This window comes from Pseudomonas sp. B21-023, from assembly GCF_024749165.1.
Classification (GTDB): domain Bacteria; phylum Pseudomonadota; class Gammaproteobacteria; order Pseudomonadales; family Pseudomonadaceae; genus Aquipseudomonas.
In genome coordinates this window covers 418,317-442,344 of the sequence record NZ_CP087190.1, presented here as the reverse complement: position 1 = coordinate 442,344, position 24,028 = coordinate 418,317, and the positions used below count along the sequence as shown (strand labels likewise).

Sequence of the window (24,028 nt, the reverse complement as noted above, 5' to 3'; positions counted from 1 at the left end):
AGAGGATTCGGTTGCCGCCAGTGTAGGCGGCCAATATGTACGGTTTACGGCTCAGCGGGCCCGATGGTCGGGAGGGCGATGGCGGATGCTGCCGCCATACAGCCCTGGCGTCTTATGTCGGACGATAAACACGCACATTGGCATGTCCCTCACTGAGCAGGTGGTGTGCGTGCAGACGGCTCATCACACCCTTGTCGCAATACAGCAAGTACTGGCGCGTGGGGTCCAGGTGCTTGAACTTGCTGTTGATGGCGTAGAACGGCATGGCCTGGACTTCGATGCCTTCCAGCACCAGAGGTTCGTCTTCCTGGGCGTCGGGGTGACGAATGTCGATGACGATCTGGCCTGGCAGTGCCTCGGCCACTTCCTCGATTTCGATGTCCTTGCCCAGCTCGTCGATCACATGGTCGATGGAGATGAACTTGGCGCGCTCCAGGGCGCGCTCCAGCACGGCCATGTCGAACTGCTTTTCTTCGTGCTCCATGCGGTGACGCTTGGCATGGGTAGTCGGGTTCACCGAGATCACGCCGCAATACTCGGGCATATGCTTGGCGAAGTCGGCGGTGCCGATCTCGGTGGCCTGGTCGATGATGTCCTGCTTGTGGCTGGCCAGCAGCGGGCGCAGCACCAGCTTGTCGGTGGCCGAGTCGATGATCGACAGGTTCGGCAAGGTCTGGCTCGACACCTGGGAGATCGCCTCGCCGGTGACCAGCGCGTCGATCTGCAGACGGTCGGCCATGTGCGCGGCGCCGCGCAGCATCATGCGCTTGAGGGTGACGCCCATGTAGCTGTTGTCGACCTTGTTGAGGATCTCGCCGACCACTTCCTCGAACGGCACGCTGATGAACAGTACGCGCTGGCTGCTGCCGTACTTCTTCCACAGGTAGTGGGCCACTTCCATCACGCCCAGCTCGTGGGCACGGCCACCGAGGTTGAAGAAGCAGAAATGGGTCATCAGTCCGCGGCGCATCATCTGGTAGGCCGCGACGGTGGAGTCGAAGCCACCGGACATCAGCACCAGGGTCTGTTCCAGTGCGCCCAGCGGGTAGCCGCCAATGCCGTTGTGCTGATTGTGAATCACGTACAGGCGCTGGTCGCGGATCTCCATGCGCACCACGACTTCTGGGGTCTTCAGGTCGATGCCGGCGGCGCCGCACTGCTGGCGCAGCTGGCTGCCGACGTAGCGGTCGACGTCCATCGAGGTGAAATCGTGGTGGCCGCCGCGCTTGCAGCGTACCGAGAAGCGCTTGCCGGCCAGCAGGTGGCCAAAGTGGTGCTTGCACTTGGCGACGATGTCGTCGAAATCGCCCAGTGCATACTCCTCGACCTGCAGGAAGTGGGTGATACCCGGCGTGCAGGTGAGGCGCTCGATCATTTCGCGCTGGAGCTTTTCGTCCTCGACGCGGGTGACCACCTCGAGATTGTCCCAGACACCATCAACCGCGAGCTCGGGATCAAGGTCCTTGAGCACGTTGCGGATGTTCTTGGCGAGCTGGCGGATGAAGCGCTTGCGCACCGGCCGGCTCTTGATGGTGATTTCTGGGAAGACTTTGACGATAAGTTTCATTGGTTTAACAGCGCGCCCAGGGCCTACCGAAAATGAGGGGCGCGAATTATAGCGGAAATTGCTCAGCTTTTGACCAACTTTTGTCCAGAAGGTTGGATTTATGTTGCCTGCCCCGCGATGTAGCCCTGCACGCACAGAGCGCACCATAGCGGTGCGACAAAGTTAAAAAACGCATCACATGAGTGCACAGCAGCCATCCAGATCATCAGCAAATGCCCAGCAACGCCTCCTTTTATCGCGTGCAGGCCATTTTCGGGCACTGGCATGCAATTTGCTCCCTTGTGAGGCAGGTAAGCTTGGCCGACTATCCGCGCCCAGCGACACCCTTATTTCCAGGGCAGCGGCCAACTGCGCCCTAGACCATCCGGAGGACAACATGTCGAAGTCGGTTCAACTCATCAAAGATCATGACGTCAAGTGGATTGATCTGCGTTTCACGGACACCAAGGGCATTCAGCATCACGTGACCATGCCGGCGCGCGATGGCCTGGACGAAGACTTCTTCGAAGTCGGCAAGATGTTCGACGGCTCCTCCATCGCTGGCTGGAAAGGCATCGAAGCCTCCGACATGATCCTGATGCCGGTTGACGAAACCGCCGTGCTGGACCCGTTCACCGAAGAACCGACCCTGATCATCACCTGCGACATCGTCGACCCGTCGAGCATGCAGGGCTACGATCGTGACCCGCGCGGCATCGCCAAGCGCGCCGAAGAGTACCTGAAGAGCACCGGCATCGGTGACACCGTGTTCGCAGGCCCAGAGCCCGAGTTCTTCATCTTCGACGAAGTGAAGTTCCACTCGGACATCTCCGGCTCGATGTTCAAGATCTTCTCCGAGCAAGGCTCGTGGATGACCGGCGCTGACGTGGAAGGCGGCAACAAAGGCCACCGTCCGGGCGTGAAAGGCGGCTACTTCCCGGTGCCTCCGTTCGACCACGACCACGAAATCCGCACCGCCATGTGCAATGCCCTGGAAGAAATGGGCCAGACCGTCGAAGTTCACCACCACGAAGTGGCGACTGCCGGCCAGAACGAAATCGGCGTCAAGTTCAACACCCTGGTGAAGAAAGCTGACGAAGTACAGGCCCTGAAATACGTCGTGCACAACGTTGCCGACGCCTATGGCCGTACCGCCACCTTCATGCCCAAGCCTCTGTACGGCGACAACGGCTCGGGCATGCACGTGCACATGTCGATCTGGAAAGACGGCAAGAACACCTTCTCTGGCGAAGGCTATGCCGGCCTGTCCGATACCGCCCTGTACTTCATCGGCGGCATCATCAAGCACGGCAAGGCCCTGAACGGCTTCACCAACCCGTCGACCAACTCGTACAAGCGTCTGGTCCCAGGTTTCGAGGCCCCGGTGATGCTGGCCTACTCGGCGCGCAACCGTTCTGCCTCGATCCGCATTCCTTACGTCGGCAGCCCGAAAGCCCGCCGTATCGAAGCACGCTTCCCGGACCCATCGGCCAACCCGTACCTGGCCTTCGCGGCCCTGCTGATGGCGGGCCTGGACGGCATCCAGAACAAGATCCACCCAGGCGATGCCGCCGATAAGAACCTGTACGACCTGCCGCCTGAAGAGGCCAAGGAAATCCCGCAAGTCTGTGGCAGCCTGAAAGAAGCTCTGGAAGAGCTGGATAAAGGCCGTGCGTTCCTGACCAAGGGCGGCGTATTCTCCGACGACTTCATCGATGCCTTCATCGAGCTGAAGAGCGAAGAAGAAATCAAGGTACGCACCTTCGTGCACCCGCTGGAATACGAGCTGTACTACAGCTGCTGATCTATCTGGCGCCTCGCGCCGGTGACATCAGGACGGCCTCCCTCGGGAGGCCGTTTCCATTTTTGCATCGGCATCATCGGACTAGCCCTACAGCCGTATCTGGCGGCACTGCGACACTCGGTTCTCCATCAATCCAAGGAGATCACCATGCGTACCAGACACCTCGCACTCACCTGCTGCCTCGTATTGTCCGGCTGCAACACCTCGCCGCCGCCCCATTCCAACCTCGAGAACCTGCTTGACGCCATCGAGCGCCGTCTTGACCTTGCCGAAGCGGTCGCCCTGCACAAATGGGACCGAGGGCAACCAGTGCAGGCCTTTGACCGCGAGCAACAGGTACTGGCCAGCGCACGCCAGGCCGCGACCGCCTACCAGCTGGACCCGGCACGCGCCGAAGCGTTCTTCGCGGACCAGATCGAGGCGAGCAAACTGCTCCAGTACCACCTGCTGGACAGCTGGCACCGCGCACGGCAGGCACCCGACCTGCCTCGACAGGATCTTGGCCAGGATGTACGCCCGGCATTGGACCACCTTCAGGCACAACTGCTCGTTGCCCTCGCCCAATTCGACCAGACAATCACGATCAACTGCCCCGGCCAACTGGCCAACGCACTGCACCAGCGCAGGCGCGAAGCGGCGCGGCACCTTGCCCTGGTCCGCGCCACCGGACAGCTGTGCAAAAGCGCGTGAGCTCACTATGCTCCATATTGGTGCATGAATAGGCCTTGCGCCCCGACATGCACCCCACTTTGGGTCACAAGAATCGTTTAACCAGGGCTTTATGTGCCGATTTTGCGCGCACACAGGACTTTATCCGGAATTTCCGCTTCTTTTCGGAGCCTTGGTTTGGTTCTTGCATTTTCAACGCATCCAGCACGTCATCCATGCGCGCCCCAGGCCTGAGAGGGGCGCCAAAAGAGTGCCAATAGAGGTCAACGACGCCTTATGACCATCAGCGATGCACAGCACCGTCTGCTTCTGGACAACCTGACCACGGCCACGCTCCTGCTCAATGCCGAACTGCGCCTGGAGTACATGAATCCAGCCGCGGAAATGCTCCTGGCTGTCAGTGGCCAACGCAGCCATGGCCAGTTCATCAGCGAGCTGTTCACCGAATCGGCCGAGGCACTCAACTCGCTGCGCCAGGCGGTGGAGCAGGCGCACCCGTTCACCAAGCGCGAAGCCCAGCTGACCTCGCTGACCGGCCAGAGCATCACTGTCGACTACGCCGTCACGCCCATCCTGCATCAGGGCCAGACCCTGCTGCTGCTTGAGGTGCACCCGCGTGACCGCCTGCTGCGCATCACCAAGGAGGAGGCCCAGCTAAGCAAGCAGGAAACCACCAAGATGCTGGTGCGCGGCCTCGCCCACGAAATCAAGAACCCCCTCGGCGGCATTCGCGGCGCGGCGCAACTGCTGGCCCGCGAGCTGCCCGAGGACGGCCTGCGTGACTACACCAATGTGATCATCGAAGAGGCCGACCGCCTGCGCAACCTGGTCGACCGCATGCTCGGCTCGAACAAGCTGCCGTCGCTGTCCATGACCAATATCCACGAAGTGCTCGAACGGGTGTGCAGCCTGGTCGATGCCGAGAGCCAGGGCGGCATCACCCTGGTGCGCGACTACGACCCGAGCCTGCCGGACGTGCTGATCGACCGCGAGCAGATGATCCAGGCCGTGCTCAACATCGTGCGCAACGCCATGCAGGCCATCGGCGCGCAGAACGAACTGCGCCTGGGCCGCATCACCCTGCGCAGTCGGGCCGTGCGCCAGTTCACCATCGGCCACGTCCGCCACCGCCTGGTGGCGCGGATCGAGATCATCGACAACGGCCCCGGCATCCCCGCGGAACTGCAGGACACACTCTTCTACCCCATGGTCAGCGGCCGCCCGGACGGCACCGGGCTGGGCCTGGCCATCACCCAGAACATCATCAGCCAGCACCAGGGCCTGATCGAATGTGAAAGCCACGCCGGCCACACCACCTTCTCGATCTACCTGCCCCTGGAACAAGGAGCCATCACCCCATGAGCCGAAGTGAAACCGTCTGGATCGTCGATGATGATCGCTCCATCCGCTGGGTCCTGGAAAAGGCCCTGCAGCAGGAAGGCATGACCACCCAGAGCTTCGACAGCGCCGACGGCGTGATGGGCCGCCTGGCCCGCCAGCAACCTGACGTGATCATCTCGGATATCCGCATGCCCGGCGCCAGCGGCCTCGACCTGCTCGCCCAGATCCGCGAACAGCACCCGGGGCTGCCGGTGATCATCATGACCGCCCATTCCGACCTGGACAGCGCCGTGGCATCGTACCAGGGCGGCGCCTTCGAGTACCTGCCCAAGCCGTTCGATGTCGACGAAGCGGTGTCGCTGGTCAAGCGCGCCAACCAGCACGCCCAGGAGCAGCAGGCGCTGGAGGTGCCCCAGGCGCTGGCCCGCACCCCCGAGATCATCGGCGAGGCGCCGGCGATGCAAGAGGTGTTCCGTGCCATCGGCCGACTCAGCCACTCCAACATCACTGTGCTGATCAATGGTGAGTCTGGTACCGGCAAAGAGCTGGTGGCCCATGCCCTGCACCGCCATAGCCCACGGGCGGCATCGCCGTTCATTGCCCTGAACATGGCGGCGATCCCAAAGGACCTGATGGAGTCCGAGCTGTTCGGCCATGAAAAGGGCGCCTTTACCGGCGCCGCCAACCTGCGTCGTGGGCGCTTCGAGCAGGCCGACGGCGGCACGCTGTTCCTCGACGAGATCGGCGACATGCCCGCCGATACCCAGACCCGCCTGCTGCGAGTGCTCGCTGATGGCGAGTTCTACCGGGTTGGCGGCCATGTGCCAGTCAAGGTGGATGTGCGCATCATCGCCGCCACTCACCAGAACCTCGAGTCCCTGGTGCAGGCCGGCAAGTTTCGTGAAGACCTGTTCCACCGTCTCAACGTGATCCGCATTCATATCCCGCGCCTGGCCGACCGGCGCGAGGACATCCCGGCGCTGGCCCGCCACTTCCTCGGCCGCGCCGCCCAGGAGCTGGCAGTGGAGCCCAAGCTGCTCAAGCCCGAGACCGAGGAATTCATCCGCAACCTACCGTGGCCGGGCAACGTACGCCAGCTGGAGAACACCTGCCGCTGGATCACCGTGATGGCTTCCAGCCGCGAAGTGCTGGTCGGCGACCTGCCGCCAGAGCTGCTCAACCTGCCCCAGGACGCCGCGCCGGTGACCAACTGGGAGCAGGCCTTGCGTCAGTGGGCCGACCAGGCCCTTGCCCGCGGCCAGACCAACCTGCTGGACAGCGCCGTGCCCAGTTTCGAGCGGATCATGATCGAAACCGCGCTCAAGCACACCGCCGGGCGTCGTCGTGATGCGGCATTGTTGCTGGGGTGGGGGCGCAACACCTTGACGCGCAAGATCAAGGAGTTGGGGATGAAGGTAGATGGGGGGGATGATGATGAGGGGGAAGAGCACTGATCGTTGAGCAACGCAAAATAATGAGGGCTATCTTTAGCCCTCACATCCAAAGGCCGCAGAACAGAAATTTCATATAAATTTAACTTTAAAGCCAAGAATATTTTGACTGATAAAACTCATTACCAATCGCTTAAAGACCGAATTGAAATCAATAGCCCATTAAACGCATCATTGAACTGACGTTCAACTCTCTTGTCCTGCTCTAATCGGGATTCGTAATCGGCCGGACTCAGTGCTGATTGCTTTTCATTTTTTTGCAATTCTCGATTCAATAACTTTTGCCCGGCAATAATCTTGTTTTCATATGTTCCGGCGGAGCGCTTCATGAAGTTGAGCGGGTCCGCACGGTGCTTAGCCTCGCGCCTGCTCGAAATCTGGTCAAGCCCAAGTGCAGCGGCACTCAGTCCGGCGAGAGTAATCTGGACCGGCACGGCAACCGGAGCACCGACCACTCCTGCTGCACTAGCTAGAGTCGATCCTCCAGCAGCGGTGGTTGCAACTACTTTCTGAACAAGTCGCGTTCTGGTGACCTCCTCCATATTGAGCACGTCGGGATCATTCGAGTGCTTCTTCAATTCCGCTACCTGAGCTCTACTCTTGAAGCTGCTCCAAGTATCAGCTATCAGAATCCCAGTTGTAGCAGCACCTACTACAGTTGAAATACCCGGGGCTATCATGTCTATAGGGTCCGACAACAAACGCTTCGTCCCCCCACTGGGATCCCAATTGTCTACTGGGTTACCAGCACAGTAGCTATAAGCATTGATCCCGCCCGCAGCAAACGGACTCAACCGATCAGGGGACTGAAAACGCATTATCTCCGGGGAGTAAAAACGATTGCCATTACCCAGCGGATAGCTACCAGTCACCCTGTCGCGAAGCTGTCCACAGAAGCCGGTGGCCGGCCCCCCTGCATCTATAATGGCACCGTAAGGTGTATATGCTCTGGAGAAGTTACCCCCCCCGAATGGTGAGCGCTGGCGATCGAGCATCGGCAAATACAGGCTCATGAACGGTCACTCCCGCAGGACTATGAAATCATGAGCCGAAAGCTAACCGAGGCTAATCGGTGTCCGATACTGGCAAAATTATCAGGTCCCGGTAGAGGCCTCCCGCGCCCATTCTCTCCTTCTAGCGAATAGCGCCCCTCTGCACCGTTGCTGTGCCATGTGCACCAGCAGAACGCAGATTAGTCCTCATGACCCTTTGGAAAGGGCCGGAACAGCATGTTTCCGGGCCTGCAAAACCTGGCACGCTCCCTGCTAAGTAACCAGTACCTCCAGTTTCGGGGACCTCGGTACAGGCAGGCCGGGATATCCCCTCTTTTATTCGTGCAGCCTCACATGCACCCGCCAACGTCCCGCCTCCTGCGCGCCAGCCCATTCGCCGCGCAGGGGGCGCGCAGCGACCAGCGTCAACAGCAAGCCTTCCTCGCTCTTCTGCAAGCGCCAGCCCACCGGCTTGCCCTGCAACATCAACTGGCCCCGCGCGGCCTTGCCCTCGGCCTGGAACACCACGGCCACGGTACCCTCGACATTCTCGCCATGCAGTTGCGGCTCTTCGTTGAACCACAGGTCCAGCCCGCCCTGCACCACCTCGACCTGCTCCAGCACCCGCTCCTCGGGCGCCGTCAGCCGGCCGATCATCAGGCCCACGAGCATGCCGAAGATCGCCAGCGACAGCAGCACCCGCGGCCAGGCCTTCGAACGCGGGTCGGGTTCGGGGGTAGAATGCTCGTCATCTTCACGCTTGGAGCCGTGCATGTTTCACGTCATCCTTTTTCAACCAGAAATTCCGCCGAATACCGGCAACATCATCCGCCTGTGCGCCAACAGCGGCTGCGACCTGCACCTGATCGAGCCCATCAGCTTCGAACTGGACGACAAGCGCCTGCGCCGCGCGGGGCTGGACTACCACGAGTATGCCACGCTACAGCGCCACCAAAGCCTGGCCGAATGCCTGGAAAGCCTGAATCAGCCTCGGCTGTTCGCGTTCACCACCAAAGGCTCGCACCCGTTCCACGAGGTCGAGTACCAGCCCGGTGACGCCTTCCTGTTCGGGCCTGAAAGCCGTGGCCTGCCGGCCGAGGTGCTGGACAGCCTGCCACCCGAGCAGCGCTTGCGCCTGCCGATGCGGCCGGGGTGCCGGAGCCTGAACCTGTCCAATACCGTGGCGGTGACGGTGTATGAGGCGTGGCGGCAGCAGGGGTTTGCCTGAAAGGGCCTATCGCGGGGCAAGCCCGCTCCCACACCTGAGGAGGTTTCGTGGGAGCGGGCTTGCCCCGCGATGCCTGACACGACGAATAAAAAAGGGCGACCGAAGTCGCCCTTTCTCGTTGCAGCAATTACTGAACGGTCGGCACTTCACCGGCTTCCTGCATGCGCTGCATTTCTTGCGCGTACAGGGCGTCGAAGTTGACCGGCGACAGCATCAGCGCCGGGAACGAGCCACGGGTCACCAGGCTGTCCAGGGTCTCGCGGGCGTACGGGAACAGGATGTTCGGGCAGAACGCACCGAGGGTGTGGCTCATCGAAGCGGCATCGAGGTTGGCGATCAGGAAGATGCCGGCCTGTTGCACTTCGGCGATGAACGCCACTTCGTCACCGTTCTTGACGGTCACCGACAGGGTCAGCACCACTTCGTGGAAGTCGCCTTCCAGGGCTTTCTGACGGGTGTTCAGGTCCAGCGATACGCTCGGCTCCCACTGCTGGCGGAAGATCTGCGGGCTTTTCGGAGCCTCGAACGACAGATCGCGCACGTAGATGCGCTGCAGGGAGAATTGTGGTGCGGTTTCTTCAGCACCAGCGCCGTTGTTCTGTTGGTCAGTCATGGCAGATCCTTTTCCTAATGTTCTTGAATGCAGTGCGAATCAGGCCGCCAGCAGCGCGTCGAGCTTGCCCGCGCGCTCCAGGGCATAGAGGTCATCGCATCCACCGACATGCGTGCTGCCGATCCAGATCTGCGGCACCGAGGTACGGCCGGCCTTCTGGCTCATTTCGGCGCGAACCTGGGGTTTGCCGTCGACCTTGATCTCCTCGAACGCCACGCCCTTGCTCTCGAGCAGGTACTTGGCGCGCATGCAGTAGGGGCAGTAGTCGCTGGAATAGACGATGACGGGCTTCATATCACTTCACCAGGGGCAGGTTATCGGCTTTCCAGCTGGAAACGCCACCGCTGAGCTTGGCGGCGGTGTAACCAGCCTTGAGCAGTTCGCGGCACAGGGTACCGGACTGCTGGCCCATCGCGTCGACGACGATCAGGGTCTTGTCTTTGTGTTTTTCCAGCTCGGTCATACGGCCGGCCACTTTATCCTGCGGCATGCTCAGCGCACCGACGATATGCCCGGCCGAGTATTCCTTGGCAGTGCGGATATCGATCACCACGGCCTTGTCGGCGTTGACCAGGGCAGTCAGCTGGCCGTTGCTCAGGCTCTGGCCGCCACGGCGGACTTCATTGACCAGCAGCAGGACCAGCAGGACGACGAAAATGGCCACCAGGATGAAGTGATCTGTCGCGAATTGAATCAGGTGAGCAACCATCAGGGGTGTTCCAGGCGATTGAAAATGGCGGCCAGTATACACAGCCCCCCATGACCGCCAAAGCCCACCGGGCTGGCGGCAAACGCGCCTTCATGTTGCATGCCTGACCGCGCTGGTCGGGCAATGGGAGGAATATTCGCCGTCGCTGGCGGATTTGCCCTAAAATGCGTGTCTTTATCATCTTTGAACAACCGTGAGTTTGATTGATGACGAGTACGCCTAAACCTCTGGTCCTGATCATCCTGGATGGCTTCGGTCACAGCGAAAGCCCCGAATACAACGCCATCTTTGCTGCCAACACGCCGGTCTACGACCGCCTGCGCGCCACCCAGCCGCACGGTCTGATCTCCGGCTCCGGCATGGACGTGGGGCTGCCCGACGGGCAGATGGGCAACTCGGAAGTCGGTCACATGAACCTCGGCGCCGGCCGCGTGGTGTACCAGGACTTCACCCGGGTGACCAAGGCCATCCGTGACGGCGAGTTCTTCGAAAACCCGGTGCTCGTCGGTGCCGTGGAAAAAGCCGCCAGCGCCGGCAAGGCCGTGCATATCCTCGGCCTGCTCTCCGACGGCGGCGTGCACAGCCACCAGGACCACCTGATCGCCATGGCCGAACTGGCCGCGCGGCGTGGCGCCGAGAAGATCTACCTGCATGCCTTCCTCGATGGCCGCGACACACCGCCGCGCAGCGCGCAGTCGTCCATCGAGCTGCTCGACGCCACCTTCGCCAAACTCGGCAAGGGCCGCATCGCCAGCCTGATCGGCCGCTACTACGCGATGGATCGCGACAACCGCTGGGACCGCGTCAGCGCCGCCTACAACCTGATCGTCGACAGCGCCGCCGAATACACCGCAGCGACCGCCGTGGCCGGCCTTGAAGCCGCCTATGCCCGCGACGAGAGCGACGAGTTCGTCAAGGCCACGCGCATTGGCGAGGCGGTCAAGGTCGAAGACGGCGACGCGGTGATCTTCATGAACTTCCGTGCCGACCGCGCCCGCGAGCTGTCCCGCGTGTTCGTCGAGCCCGATTTCAACGAATTCCCGCGTGCACGCCTGCCCAAGCTGGCGGCCTACATCGGCCTGACCCAGTACTCGGCGAAGATCCCGGCCCCAGCGGCTTTCGCCCCGGCCAGCCTGAACAACGTGCTCGGCGAGTACCTGGCGAAGAATGGCAAGACCCAGCTGCGCATCGCCGAAACCGAGAAGTACGCCCACGTCACGTTCTTCTTCTCGGGCGGGCGCGAAGAGCCGTTCGAAGGCGAAGAGCGCATCCTGATCCCGTCGCCGAAGGTCGCCACCTACGACCTGCAGCCGGAAATGAGCGCCCCTGAGGTCACCGACCGTATCGTCGAGGCCATCGAGCAGCAACGTTATGACGTGATCGTGGTCAACTACGCCAACGGCGACATGGTCGGCCACACCGGGGTGTTCGATGCCGCGGTCAAGGCCGTGGAGGCGCTGGACGGCTGCGTCGGCCGCATCGTCGAGGCGCTGGACAAGGTCGGCGGCGAAGCCCTGATCACCGCCGACCACGGCAACGTCGAGCAGATGGAAGACGAATGCACCGGCCAGGCGCACACCGCCCACACCACCGAGCCGGTGCCGTTCATCTACGTCGGCAAGCGCCACGTGAAAGTCCGTAACGGCGGCGTGCTGGCGGACGTGGCGCCGACCATGCTCGAGCTGCTGGGGCTGGAAAAACCGGCGGAGATGACCGGTACCTCGATCCTGATCGACGCTTGATCGGTGTACTGGGGCCGCTTTGCGGCCCTTTCGCTGGCAAGCCAGCTCCCACACGTTTGAGTCAGGCACTTACTCCTGTGGGAGCCGGCTTGCCGGCGAAAAGGGCTGCACAGCAGCCCCAATACACATGAATTCCAGACCAACGCCCCGCCGCACACGCCGCTGGGCGTTTTTTTTGCACGCCTGCGCGGGCATACTAGGCCAGTCTCCATCCCTGGTACGCCCAACCCCATGCTCCGCGCCCTGTTCCTACTCGCCCTGTCATGTCTGCTTGCCCCGGCCTTCGCTGCCGATGAGCGCGCGCAGACCCAACAACAGCTGGACGCCACCCGCCAGGACATCGCCGAGCTGAAAAAGATGCTGGGCAAGCTCCAGGAGGAAAAGTCCGGCGTGCAGAAAGACCTCAAGGCCACCGAGACCGATATCGGCAACCTCGAAAAACAGGTGGAGGCACTGCAGCAAGAACTAAAAAAGACCGAGGGCGAGCTGGAGCGCCTTGACCACGAGAAAAAAAAACTCCAGAGCGCCCGCGTTGAACAGCAACGCCTGATTGCCATCCAGGCCCGTTCCGCGTACCAGAACAATGGTCGCGAGGAATACCTCAAGCTGCTGCTGAACCAGCAGAATCCCGAGAAATTCGCCCGTACCCTCACCTATTACGACTATCTCAGCAAAGCGCGCATGGACCAGTTGCGCACCTTCAACGAGACCTTGCGCCAGTTGGCCAACGTCGAGCAGGACATCGCCGGCCACCAGCAACAGTTGCTGGCACAACGTGCCGAGCTCGACACTCAGCGCCAGGCCCTCGTCGCCGAACGCGACAAGCGCCAGCAGGTGCTGGCCAAGCTCAGCAGCGACATGAAGGAGCGCGACCAGAAACTGCAGAGCCGCGAGCAGGACCAGGCCGACCTGGGCAAGGTGCTCAAGACCATCGAGGAAACCCTCGCCCGCCAGGCGCGCGAGGCCGAGGAGGCCCGCCAACGCGCCCTGCTGGCCAAGCAGGAAGAAGAGCAGCGCCGGAAGGCGCAGGCCTTGGCCGCCGAGGCCCGCAGCCGGGAACCCGAGGAAATCCCGAAGAAGGCCCGGACGACCCTTGGCCCGGTGGTGTCCAGCGACACAGCCAGCTACGGCGGCGCATTTTCTTCCGCTCGGGGAAAACTTCCATGGCCGGTCAACGGTCGATTGCTGGCACGCTTCGGTGATACCCGCGGCGGTGACGCGCGGGCCAAGTGGGACGGGGTAATGATAAGCGCCAGTGCCGGGACCCAGGTGCGCGCCGTGCACGGCGGGCGGGTGGTGTTCGCCGACTGGTTGCGCGGTGCTGGACTTCTGGTCATTCTCGACCATGGCAATGGCTACCTGAGCTTGTACGGCCACAACCAGAGCCTGCTCAAGAACGCCGGCGACATCGTCAAGGCCGGCGAAGCCATCTCCACTGTCGGCGACAGTGGCGGCCAGGACAGCGCCGGCCTGTACTTCGCGATTCGCCAGCAGGGCCAGCCCACCGACCCCGCGCAATGGTGCCGAGGCTAGATAATGCTACTTTTACGGCGCCGCCCACGAAACGGCGGCGCCGATGCTCCCAGCAGGAGCACCAACAGGATCAGGAGTTCGTTCGACATGCTGCACTCGCCTCGCCTCACCCAGCTGGCCCTGACCATCGCCCTGGTCATCGGCGCGCCCTTGGCCATTGCCGCCGAACCGGCCAAGCCAGTGGCCAGGCAGGCCGCGGTGCCGGCCACCGAGGTGACCGCCAAGGCGCCGCTGCCGCTGGAGGAGCTGCGCACCTTCGCAGAGGTCATGGACCGCATTAAGGCGGCCTATGTTGAACCGGTCGACGACAAGACCCTGCTGGAAAACGCCATCAAAGGCATGCTCAGCAACCTCGACCCGCACTCGGCCTACCTTGGCCCCGAAGACTTCCAGGAGCTGCAGGAAAGCACCAGCGGCGAGTTTGGCGGCCTGGGGATAGAGGTCGGCATGGAGGACGGCTTCGTCAAGGTGGTCTCCCCCATCGACGACACCCCGGCCTCCCGCGCCGGCATCGAGGCCGGTGACCTGATCGTCAAGATCAATGGCGCGCCAACCCGCGGTCAGACCATGACCGAGGCCGTGGACAAGATGCGCGGCAAGATTGGCGAGAAAATCACCCTCACACTGGTGCGCGACGGCGGCACGCCGTTCGACGTGACGCTGGCCCGCGCGGTGATCCAGGTCAAGAGCGTCAAGAGCCAGCTGCTGGAGAACGACTACGGCTACATCCGCATCACCCAGTTCCAGGTCAAGACCGGCGACGAGGTGGGCAAGGCCCTGGCCAAGCTGCGCAAGGACAACGGCAAGAAGCTGCGCGGCGTGGTTCTCGACCTGCGCAACAACCCCGGCGGCGTGCTGCAGTCGGCGGTCGAAGTGGCCGACCACTTCCTCACCAAAGGCCTGATCGTCTACACCAAGGGCCGCATCGCCAACTCCGAGCTGCGCTACTCCGCCGACCCGGCCGATGCCAGCGAAGGCGTGCCACTGGTGGTGTTGATCAACGGCGGCAGCGCCTCGGCCTCGGAGATCGTCGCCGGCGCCCTGCAGGACCAGAAGCGTGCCGTGCTGATGGGCACCGACAGCTTCGGCAAGGGCTCGGTACAGACCGTGCTGCCATTGGCCAACGACCGAGCGCTGAAACTCACCACCGCGCTGTACTTCACCCCCAATGGCCGGTCGATCCAGGCCCAGGGCATCGTCCCGGACATCGAAGTGCGCCCAGCCAAGCTCACCGCCGAAGCCGACAACGACAACTTCAAGGAAGCCGACCTGCAAGGCCACCTGGGCAACGGCAACGGCGGCGCCGACCGACCGACCGGCAGCGCCAAGCGCAAGGATCGCCCGCAGGACAACGACTTCCAGCTCAGCCAGGCACTCAGCCTGCTCAAAGGCCTGAACATCACCAAGGGTGACTGAAGCCCCCCATGCGTTATCTGCTGTCCCTGCTGTTCTGCCTGCTGGCCGTCGTCGCGCACGCGGCGCCCGCCGGCAAGGCCTACATGAGCATCATCATCGACGACCTCGGCCAAAGCAGCGAGCGCGACAGCCGCACGCTCGCCCTGCCCGGCCCTGTGACCATGGCGATCATGCCCGACACCCCGCATGCCACCGACTTCGCCCGCCAGGCCCACAAGGCCGGACGCACGGTGATCCTGCACATGCCCATGGACCCGGCTGCCGGGCCTTACGCCTGGCACCCGGGCATCGCCATCGAAGAGCTGGCCCGGCGCCTGGATGCCGCCCTGGCCAAAGTGCCCTACGCCGCCGGCATCAACAACCACATGGGTAGCCGCATGACCGCCCAGCGCGAGCCCATGACCTGGTTGATGGGTGAGCTGCAACGCCGCCATCTGTTCTTCGTCGACAGCCGCACCAGTGCGGCGACGGTGGCGGCGGCAGAGGCGCAGGCTACCGGCCTGGCCCATGTCTCCCGGGATGTGTTCCTTGATGACGTGCGCACCGTCGAGGCAATCAACACGCAGCTGCAGCAAGGTATCGCCCTGGCCCGCCGACAGGGCTCGGCGGTACTCATCGGCCATCCCTACCCGCAGACCCTGGAGGTACTGCAAAGGGAAATACCCCAGCTGACGCGACAGGGCATAGAGCTGATCGGTTTGCACCAGATGATCGGCGAACGTGGCAACCAGGCCATGCCCGCCCATGGCCGGCAGGGCCGCTACAGTAATCGCTGAAACCGTCAGGTCCTGGGCGTGCTTGTGCTGGCAAGCATGCGCTCAACTTCCTGGGTAACTGGAGCGAAAGGCAGTTCGAGCCAGGCTAACTTAAGTACCGCTTTCTCCTGTTCGCGACCGGCCAAATTAGAGCCGGCAATTCGACAAGGAGAATTCAATGCCCATACTCCCCCTCCATTGGCCTGCCGTGCTCATGGCCGGTCTTTCCCTCCAGGCGCTCGCCAGCCAGCCCGTTATCCCATCGTCCACACCCGAGACGCTCAATAACGCCCAAGGCGAGAATGCGCGCTGGAGCGGAATCGGGCGGCTGTCCTTGCCCGATAGCACGCAGTGCATCGGTACGCTTGTCGACAGCCGTGATCCTTCGACGCCGTCGAGCGGTCCGGCATATGTCATCACCAGCGGACACTGTGTCGACCAACGTAACGGCACTATCGTCCAGGACAAGGCACTGGAAGGCTCGATCAGCTTCAACTACTTCGTGGACACCGCTGCAAAGCGCAAGACCTTTCCATTCAAGCGCATTGTCTGGAGCAGCATGCAAGGTAGCGACCTGGCCCTGATCGAACTCGACGCCCGCCTGCAGCAGGTCATGGCCGAGGGCATCCAGCCTCTACGTCTCGGCCCAAGCCCGGCAACAGGCAGCCACGTGCAGGTGATCGGCGAACCCAGTCGTCCCGACCAAGGGCTACGCCTGAGTAGCTGCACGGAACAGGCTGTCGAGGTTGTCATCGAGTATCCCTGGGTATGGCGCAATACCCGGAGCAATGACTGCCCAGGCATGCACGAGGGTGCCTCGGGCAGCCCAGTGATCGACAGCAGCAATGGCCAGGTTGTCAGCGTAGTGAACAGTGGCCGCCAGAATAGATCAGACAGCCTACCGTGCAGCCTGCACAACCCCTGCGCTGACCATCAGGACGATCAGCTGGGTAATGGGCCCGTCAATTTCGCCATGCCGGTGGAGCGAGTGAAGGCATGCTTTCGCGCAGGACAGGTCGATCTGGAACAGCAAAACTGCGACCTGCTGCCCGGGTTCGAACTCAAGCAGGACAAGCCCGGAAGCCGTTGGCGCAGGCTAGCGACGAACGATGACGGGACTACGCTTTCCCCCACATGGGGCGTGGGCTTCACCATCGACACTCGCTACTACCGCTACAAGCCGACGCAGGATGCGCGGGCCTGTGAAGATCCTGTGAATTACAGTGGCGCAGTCCTATCAGGAAGCAATCGGATCGATGACCCGATCGGCACCGCACCAGGCAGGTACTTCCTATGCGTGATTGGCGTCGGGTCGCAACAGCAAAGGCCTTCACACGCATTGATGAACAACGCCTGGAGCCTGCCGATCGAAGTGCTTCCAGCGCAGGTGTCGCAGGTGAGTTACTCAAGCGAACGCACGACTGACGGGCATGTCAGGATCCAATGGCAGCACGACCAGCCCAATCTCAAACGCTACCTGATCAAGTTCGGCCCGATCGAGAAATTGGACTGCAATCTGCCAATGCGTTATCGACCACTGATGTTTGACAGCCACATCATTCTGAAATCACAACTGCCCCTCAAGTTGTGCGGCATTGCCGTTGATGTGGACGGCAAGAAATCGACACCACGCAGCGACATCCTGAACGCACTCGACGACTGAAACGACGAGGGCCCCGGTCTTTCGATCGGGGCCCTCGTTCATGCGCGGTCCGGATTAGCTGTACACACGCCCCAACAGCTGGCGGTGGCTTTCGAACTGATCCAGCACGTCACGCACGATCTGCTCACGGGTGAAGCCCATCAGGTCGTACTCCTGGCTGCCGTCGTGCAGGTAGACCTCGGCGCGGTAGAAGCGCTGCTGCACTTCCGGCTCCCCTTCGACCGGCGCCTCGCTCGGCGCGGCCAGGTAGCCATCCAGGCTAGCTTCGTAGACGAAGGGATTACCCTCTTCCATCATCACTCGCAGGCCCATCATGTTGCGCGACTGACCTACCCGGGTCTCGACCTCGAAGCCCAGGGTACGCAGCTGCTCGGCGGCCTCTTTCAGCGCTGGACTGACCTGCTTGTCCATGAACCGCTGCACCACGGCCTGAGTCGGCTGCAGGTCCAGCTGACTGAGGCGCTCGCTGAAACCGCGACGGCCACGGGCGGCCAGTTCGGCGCGCTCGCTCTCGACCGCAACGTCCTGCTTCATGGCCTTCATCAGGCCGAACATGAACAGTACCAGAACCACCGAGAACGGCAGGCCGGCCAGTACCACCATGGTCTGCATGGCTTCGAAGTTACCGGCGAACAGCAGGCCGATGGTCACCAGGGTGATCACCACCGACCAGAACACCACCATCCAGTGTGGGGCGTCTTCGTCGACCTTGCCACCTTTGCACGACAGGTTGGCCATCATCACCGCGCCGGAGTCGGCCGGAGTGAGGAACAGCACGAAGCCGACGAACACCGCCACACCGATGACGATCTTCGCCGCTGGGAAGTACTCGAGCAGCTGGTAGATCGACATCGACGGCTGTTCCAGCGCGGTCTTGCCCAGCTCCACGGCGCCCTGGTTGATCACCAGGTCCAGCGCAGTGTTGCCGAAGATCGACAGCCACGCCAAGGTGAAGCCCAACGGGATCAGCAGCACGCCGCTGACCAGCTGGCGCACGGTCCGGCCCTTGGAGATACGGGCGATGAACATGCCGACGAACGGGCCCCAGGAGATCCACCAGGCCCAGTAGAACACGGTCCACAGGCCCAGCCAGCGCTCGGACTTGTCGTTGTCGCCTTCATAGACATAGAGGTCGAAGGTCTTCAGCACGACACCGTTGAGGTAGTCGCCGACGTTCTGCACGAAGCCGTTTAGCAGGTGCAGGGTATTGCCGGCCAGCAGCACGAAGATCAACAGGCCGCTGAACAGCAGGATGTTCAGGTTGGACAGGCGGCGGATGCCGTTCTCCACGCCCGACACCGCGGCCACGGTGGCCACGCCGGCCATGACCAGGATCACCACCAGCAGGTTGGTCTTGCTGTGGTCCATGCCAAACAGGTATTCCAGGCCCGAGGCCACCTGCATCGAGCCGATGCCCAGATTGGTCACCAGGCCCAGCAGGGTGACGAACATGCCGAAGATGTCCACGGCATGGCCCGCGCCACCCTTGACCCAACGCTCACCGACCAGCGGGTAGAGCGCCGAGCGCAGTGCCAGCGGCTGGTTGTGACGGTAGGCGAAGTAACCCACGGCCAGGCCGACCAGGGCGTAGATCGCCCAGCCGTGCAGGCCCCAGTGCAGGAAGGTCAGTTGCAGGCCCTGGCGCGCGGCCTCGAGGCTGGCAGGCGTACCTTCCGGTGGGTTGAAGTAGTGGTCCAGCGGCTCGGAAGCGCCGAAGTACAGCAGCGAGATACCGATACCGGAGGAGAACAGCATGCCGGCCCAGGCGCCGTAGCTGAAGTCCGGGGTGTCGTCCTTGCCGCCCAGCTTGAGCTTGCCGAAGTCGGAAAATGCCAGGTAGACGACGAACAGCAGGTAACCGCAGATCACCAGCATGTAGTACCAGCCAAAGGTGCGCGTCAGCCACTTCTGGGCGACGCCAAGCACCTGGCCGGCGATATCGGGTACAGCGATCAGCAAGGCAGTCAGAACAAGGATCATCAGCGCCGAGGTGAAAAACACCACGTGGTTGACCCGTACCCGCTCGGCGGGGGGCTTTGTCAGGGAAGCAGAACTCATTGCACGAATGCTCCGGGCAGTGCGGCAGTGGAGGCTAAACAGTTATGTCCCACGCAATTGGTGCAATAGCCCTACTGCGCAAGGTGTTATAAAAGGCACCCTGGAAACCGTGATCCCGAATCGAAACGTTGCAAAAAACCAGACCGGTCGCCTGTCGCTTCTTGCGCACGCCATCGCTGGGTGCGCGCATTAGCCACAGACACCTGGCCCGCTCCAAAGGGCCGGCCGCGCGGCCTGTGGCCACTCGGCAGAATCTGTCTTTCGCATCGCTCATGCCCGTCAACGCCTTGTATTCCGGGGGTTACGCGATTTCCTGGGGTGTCGATTCGTGCCCCTGTGACCGTCCCAAAAACTGTCAATGGCACAAATTGTCGCAGAGCTTATTCTTTATTGATTGAACGTTCAATCAAAACAAAATAGACTGGCCTTCGCCGAGGTAGCCGCTTGTCGTCTGCCCGCAGGCCTGAGGAGATAGCAAGATGCCCAAGGTCGGTATGCAACCCATCCGCCGCCAGCAGTTGATCGAAGCCACCTTGCAGGCGGTCGATCAGGTCGGACTGGGAGATGCCAGCATTGCGCTGATTGCCCGTTTGGCCGGCGTGTCGAACGGCATCATCAGTCACTACTTTCAGGACAAGAATGGCCTGATCGCAGCGACGATGCGCTACATCATGAACATGCTCAACGAGGGTGTGATCGCGCGTCGTCAGGCCCTCACGGACGACAGCCCGCGTGCCCACCTGAAGGTGATCATCGAAGGCAATTTCGATGCGAGCCAGGTGAATGGCCCGGCAATGAAAACCTGGCTGGCCTTCTGGGCTTCCAGCATGCACCAGCCGTCTTTGCACAGGTTGCAGCGGATCAACGACCACCGCCTGTACTCCAACCTGTGCTGCCAGTTCCGCCGTGTCCTGCCGCTCTACCATGCGCGCAAGGCCGCCCGCGGGCTGGCGGCCCTGATCGACGGCCTGTGGTTGCGTGGCGCCCTCTCGGGTGACGCATTCGACACCGAGCAGGCAATACGCATCGCTTACGAATACATGGATCTACAACTGGCTAAACAGCAGTCCCTGGATACAAACAACCAGGCCTCTGAACAGCCGCGCGCAGCGACCAGCCAACCGGCAGGAGCGTGACGCGGCAGCCAACCACACACTGCACTTGCGAGGACACTATGGCCCGTTTCGGAACGCAAAAACTCTACATCGATGGCGCTTACGTAGACGCTGGCAGCGATGCCACCTTCGAAGCCATCAACCCGGCTACCGGCGAAGTCCTCGCCCACGTGCAGCGCGCAACTCAAGCTGACGTCGAGAAGGCCGTCGAAAGCGCCGAGCGTGGCCAGAAAGTCTGGGCCGCCATGACCGCCATGCAGCGTTCGCGCATCCTGCGCCGCGCCGTCGACATCCTGCGCGAGCGCAACGACGAGCTGGCCATGCTGGAAACCCTGGACACCGGAAAGTCGTACTCCGAGACTCGCTACGTCGACATCGTCACCGGCGCCGACGTGCTGGAATACTACGCAGGCCTGGTGCCGGCCATCGAAGGCGAGCAGATTCCGCTGCGCGAATCGTCCTTCGTCTACACCCGCCGCGAGCCGCTGGGCGTGACCGTTGGTATCGGCGCCTGGAACTACCCGATCCAGATCGCCCTGTGGAAATCCGCCCCGGCCCTGGCCGCCGGCAACGCGATGATCTTCAAGCCGTCGGAAGTCACCTCGCTGACCACCCTGAAACTGGCCGAGATCTTCACCGAAGCCGGCCTGCCGAACGGCGTGTTCAACGTGCTGACCGGCAGCGGCCGCGAAGTCGGCACCTGGCTGACCGAGCACCCACGCATCGAGAAGGTCTCCTTCACCGGCGGCACCACCACCGGCAAGAAAGTCATGGCCAGCGCCTCGAGCTCGTCGCTCAAGGAAGTCACCATGGAACTGGGCGGCAAGTCGCCGCTGATCATCTGCGACGACGCCGACCTGGACAAGGCCGCCGACATCGCCATGATGGCCAACTTCTACAGCTCCGGTCAGGTCTGCACCAACGGCACCCGCGTGTTCATCCCTGCCGCGATGAAAGCCGCCTTCGAAGCCAAGATCGCCGAGCGCGTCGCCCGCATCCGTGCCGGCAACCCGGAAGACGAGAACACCAACTTCGGCCCGCTGGTCAGCTTCCAGCACATGGAAAGCGTGCTGTCCTACATCGCCAAGGGTAAAGAAGAAGGCGCCCGCGTCCTGTGCGGCGGTGAGCGTCTGCTGGACGGCGACTTCGCCAAGGGCGCGTTCGTCGCCCCGACCGTGTTCACCGACTGCACCGACGACATGACCATCGTCAAGGAAGAGATCTTCGGCCCGGTGATGAGCATCCTCAGCTACGAGACCGAGGAAGAAGTCATCCGTCGCGCCAACGACACCGAATACGGCCTTGCCGCAGGTGTCTGCACCAACGACATCAGCCGCGCCCACCGCATCATCCACAAGCTCGAAGCCGGTATCTGCTGGATCAACGCCTGGGGCGAGTCGCCGGCCGAAATGCCGGTTGGCGGTTACAAGCAGTCGGGCGTCGGCCGTGAAAACGGTGTCAGCTCGCTGGCTCAATACACTCGCATCAAGTCGGTTCAGGTCGAGCTGGGCGGCTACAACTCGGTTTTCTAAACCTGGTCCCGCCACGCCCGCGCCCTTGAGCGCGGGCGTTTCCGCTCCCTGACAACTGCCAACGAGGGTACTTCAATGTCCCAAGAATTCGATTACATCATCGTCGGTGCCGGCTCCGCCGGTAACACCCTGGCCACCCGCCTGACCGAAGACGCCAGCGTCACCGTGCTGCTGCTGGAAGCCGGTGGCCCGGACTACCGCTTCGACTTCCGCACCCAGATGCCGGCCGCCCTGGCCTTCCCGCTGCAAGGTCGCCGCTACAACTGGGCCTACGAGACCGACCCGGAGCCGCACATGGACGGTCGCCGCATGGAATGTGGCCGCGGCAAGGGCCTGGGCGGTTCGTCGCTGATCAACGGCATGTGCTACATCCGCGGCAACGCCATGGACTTCGACGGCTGGGCTGAACTGCCAGGCCTTGAGGACTGGACCTACCTGGACTGCCTGCCGTACTTCCGTAAGGCCGAAACCCGCGACATCGGCCCGAACGACTACCACGGCGGCGAAGGCCCGGTCAGCGTGGCCACGCCGAAAGCCGGCAACAACCCGCTGTTCCACGCCATGGTCGAGGCCGGCGTGCAAGCCGGCTACCCGCGCACCGAAGACCTCAACGGCTACCAGCAGGAAGGCTTCGGCCCGATGGACCGTTCGGTCACCAAGAATGGTCGTCGTTCCAGCACCGCCCGTGGCTATCTGGACCAGGCCAAGAAGCGTCCGAACCTGACCATCGTCACCCACGCCTTGAGCGACCGCGTGCTGTTCGACAACAAGCGCGCTGTTGGCGTGACTTACCTGGTCGGTGACAGCGAAGAGCGCGTCGAAGCGCGCGCCCGCAAGGAAGTCATCGTTTCCTCCGGCGCCATCGCCTCGCCGCAACTGCTGCAGCGCTCCGGCGTCGGCCCGCGCGCCCTGCTGGAAAGCCTCGACATTCCAGTGGTCCACGACCTGCCGGGCGTCGGCGAGAACCTGCAGGACCACCTCGAGCTGTACCTGCAGTACGCCTGCACCCAGCCGGTGTCGCTGTACCCGTCGCTGCTGTGGTGGAACCAGCCGGCCATCGGTGCCGAGTGGCTGTTCAACGGCACCGGCATCGGCGCCAGCAACCAGTTCGAGGCCGGTGGTTTCATCCGCACCCGCCCTGAATTCAAGTGGCCGAACATCCAGTACCACTTCCTGCCGGTAGCGATTAACTACAACGGCTCGAACGGTGTGAAAGAGCACGGCTTCCAGGCACACATGGGCTCCATGCGCTCGCCAGCCCGTGGTCGCATCCAGGCCAAGTCGAAAGACCCGCGCCAGCACCCGAGCATCCTGTTCAACTACATGTCCACCGAGCAGGACTGGCAGGAATTCCGCGACGGCATCCGCCTGACCCGCGAAATCATGGCCCAGCCGGCGCTGGACCCGTACCGCGGCCGCGAGATCAGCCCGGGCGCCCACGTGCAGACCGATGAAGAGCTGGACAAATTCATCCGCGAGCACGCCGAAACCGCCTTCCACCCGTCCTGCTCGTGCAAGATGGGCACCGACGACATGGCCGTAGTCGATGGCGAGGGTCGCGTGCACGGCATGCAGGGCCTGCGCGTCGTCGATGCGTCGATCATGCCGCTGATCATCACCGGCAACCTCAACGCCACCACGATCATGATCGCCGAGAAGATCTCGGACAAGATCCGTGGCCGCAAGCCGCTGCCGCGCAGCACCGCCAAGTACTACGTGGCGGGCGATGCACCGGTGAAGGGCAAGCCGATGCGTGAAGTGAAGCAGGCCTGACCTGCTTGGCTTCATCGCCGGCAAGCCGGCTCCCACAGCTAGCACCCCGTACTCAAGGGCTGTGACGACCCTGTGGGAGCTGGCTTGC

20 protein-coding genes are annotated in these 24,028 nt (G+C 62.5%); 13 read left to right on the top strand and 7 right to left on the bottom strand.

The annotated features are described in order from the left end of the window. Positions 1–112: 112 nt before the first annotated feature. Positions 113–1,567 carry a tRNA uracil 4-sulfurtransferase ThiI gene (gene thiI, locus LOY42_RS02080; RefSeq protein ID WP_258599730.1) on the bottom strand — a complete coding sequence of 485 codons (1,455 nt, stop codon included), beginning with the start codon at positions 1,565–1,567 and terminating at the stop codon, positions 113–115. A gap of 376 nt (positions 1,568–1,943) precedes the next feature. Between thiI and glnA the strand changes: the two genes are divergently transcribed. From glnA to ntrC, 4 genes are all read left to right on the top strand, one after another. After that, positions 1,944–3,350, top strand: a complete 1,407-nt coding sequence (gene glnA / locus LOY42_RS02075) for a type I glutamate--ammonia ligase (protein WP_023628815.1) — start codon at positions 1,944–1,946, stop codon at positions 3,348–3,350. A gap of 147 nt (positions 3,351–3,497) precedes the next feature. Further along, entirely contained in the window at positions 3,498–4,040 is a 543-nt protein-coding gene (locus tag LOY42_RS02070) for a chorismate mutase (protein ID WP_139674086.1), read from the top strand. A 255-nt stretch (positions 4,041–4,295) separates the two neighbouring features. Next, the gene (gene glnL, locus LOY42_RS02065; RefSeq protein ID WP_139674089.1) at positions 4,296–5,381 is read left to right on the top strand and encodes a nitrogen regulation protein NR(II); all 1,086 of its coding nucleotides are present in this window, start codon (positions 4,296–4,298) and stop codon (positions 5,379–5,381) included. After that, the gene (gene ntrC / locus LOY42_RS02060; protein WP_139674092.1) at positions 5,378–6,814 is read left to right on the top strand and encodes a nitrogen regulation protein NR(I); all 1,437 of its coding nucleotides are present in this window, start codon (positions 5,378–5,380) and stop codon (positions 6,812–6,814) included. The genes glnL and ntrC overlap by 4 nt, the downstream gene beginning before the upstream one ends. A 119-nt stretch (positions 6,815–6,933) precedes the next feature. On the opposite strand, the gene LOY42_RS02055 is transcribed toward ntrC, so the two are convergent. Together LOY42_RS02055 and LOY42_RS02050 are read right to left on the bottom strand one after the other, a co-directional pair. Continuing rightward, entirely contained in the window at positions 6,934–7,824 is an 891-nt protein-coding gene (locus LOY42_RS02055; RefSeq protein WP_139674094.1) for an RHS repeat-associated core domain-containing protein, read from the bottom strand. Between the two features lie 315 nt (positions 7,825–8,139). Beyond that, positions 8,140–8,577 (bottom strand): hypothetical protein, encoded by a 438-nt coding sequence (locus LOY42_RS02050; RefSeq protein ID WP_258599729.1) that lies wholly within the window; start codon positions 8,575–8,577, stop codon positions 8,140–8,142. On the opposite strand from LOY42_RS02050, the gene trmL reads away from it, so the two are divergent. Further along, on the top strand, positions 8,576–9,031 hold the full coding sequence (trmL, locus tag LOY42_RS02045) for a tRNA (uridine(34)/cytosine(34)/5-carboxymethylaminomethyluridine(34)-2'-O)-methyltransferase TrmL (protein ID WP_258599728.1): 456 nt from the start codon (positions 8,576–8,578) through the stop codon (positions 9,029–9,031). The genes LOY42_RS02050 and trmL overlap by 2 nt on opposite strands. A 127-nt stretch (positions 9,032–9,158) precedes the next feature. Here trmL and secB read toward each other — a convergent pair whose 3' ends face one another. From secB to LOY42_RS02030, 3 genes are read right to left on the bottom strand one after another with little or no spacing between them, the layout of a single operon-like run. Then, on the bottom strand, positions 9,159–9,644 hold the full coding sequence (gene secB / locus LOY42_RS02040) for a protein-export chaperone SecB (protein ID WP_023628821.1): 486 nt from the start codon (positions 9,642–9,644) through the stop codon (positions 9,159–9,161). A gap of 39 nt (positions 9,645–9,683) precedes the next feature. Then, positions 9,684–9,938: a glutaredoxin 3 gene (grxC, locus tag LOY42_RS02035; RefSeq protein WP_003249204.1), complete on the bottom strand. Its 255-nt coding sequence runs from the start codon at positions 9,936–9,938 to the stop codon at positions 9,684–9,686. Between the two features lies 1 nt (position 9,939). After that, complete coding sequence (locus tag LOY42_RS02030; RefSeq protein WP_023628822.1) at positions 9,940–10,353, bottom strand: rhodanese-like domain-containing protein; 414 nt, start codon at positions 10,351–10,353, stop codon at positions 9,940–9,942. Between the two features lie 206 nt (positions 10,354–10,559). Between LOY42_RS02030 and gpmI the strand changes: the two genes are divergently transcribed. The 5 genes from gpmI (at position 10,560) to LOY42_RS02005 (ending at position 17,462) form a co-directional block, all read left to right on the top strand. Next, the gene (gpmI, locus tag LOY42_RS02025; protein WP_139674105.1) at positions 10,560–12,095 is read left to right on the top strand and encodes a 2,3-bisphosphoglycerate-independent phosphoglycerate mutase; all 1,536 of its coding nucleotides are present in this window, start codon (positions 10,560–10,562) and stop codon (positions 12,093–12,095) included. 231 nt (positions 12,096–12,326) lie between these two features. After that, on the top strand, positions 12,327–13,628 hold the full coding sequence (locus LOY42_RS02020) for a murein hydrolase activator EnvC (protein ID WP_102681754.1): 1,302 nt from the start codon (positions 12,327–12,329) through the stop codon (positions 13,626–13,628). A gap of 87 nt (positions 13,629–13,715) precedes the next feature. Then, positions 13,716–15,044 (top strand): S41 family peptidase, encoded by a 1,329-nt coding sequence (locus tag LOY42_RS02015; protein ID WP_102681755.1) that lies wholly within the window; start codon positions 13,716–13,718, stop codon positions 15,042–15,044. Between the two features lie 8 nt (positions 15,045–15,052). Next, positions 15,053–15,820, top strand: a complete 768-nt coding sequence (locus LOY42_RS02010; protein WP_139674108.1) for a divergent polysaccharide deacetylase family protein — start codon at positions 15,053–15,055, stop codon at positions 15,818–15,820. A 157-nt stretch (positions 15,821–15,977) separates the two neighbouring features. After that, positions 15,978–17,462, top strand: coding sequence for a serine protease (locus LOY42_RS02005; RefSeq protein WP_258599727.1), 1,485 nt, complete (start codon positions 15,978–15,980; stop codon positions 17,460–17,462). Between the two features lie 54 nt (positions 17,463–17,516). Here LOY42_RS02005 and LOY42_RS02000 read toward each other — a convergent pair whose 3' ends face one another. Then, positions 17,517–19,520 (bottom strand): BCCT family transporter, encoded by a 2,004-nt coding sequence (locus LOY42_RS02000; RefSeq protein WP_102681758.1) that lies wholly within the window; start codon positions 19,518–19,520, stop codon positions 17,517–17,519. Positions 19,521–19,999: 479 nt separating this feature from the next. Between LOY42_RS02000 and betI the strand changes: the two genes are divergently transcribed. The 3 genes from betI to betA all read left to right on the top strand — a co-directional run bounded on the left by betI (position 20,000) and on the right by betA (position 23,940). Beyond that, positions 20,000–20,656, top strand: a complete 657-nt coding sequence (gene betI, locus LOY42_RS01995) for a transcriptional regulator BetI (protein ID WP_102681759.1) — start codon at positions 20,000–20,002, stop codon at positions 20,654–20,656. A 38-nt stretch (positions 20,657–20,694) separates the two neighbouring features. After that, on the top strand, positions 20,695–22,167 hold the full coding sequence (gene betB / locus LOY42_RS01990; protein ID WP_046853877.1) for a betaine-aldehyde dehydrogenase: 1,473 nt from the start codon (positions 20,695–20,697) through the stop codon (positions 22,165–22,167). Positions 22,168–22,242: 75 nt separating this feature from the next. After that, complete coding sequence (gene betA, locus LOY42_RS01985) at positions 22,243–23,940, top strand: choline dehydrogenase (protein ID WP_102681761.1); 1,698 nt, start codon at positions 22,243–22,245, stop codon at positions 23,938–23,940. Positions 23,941–24,028 lie beyond the last annotated feature (88 nt).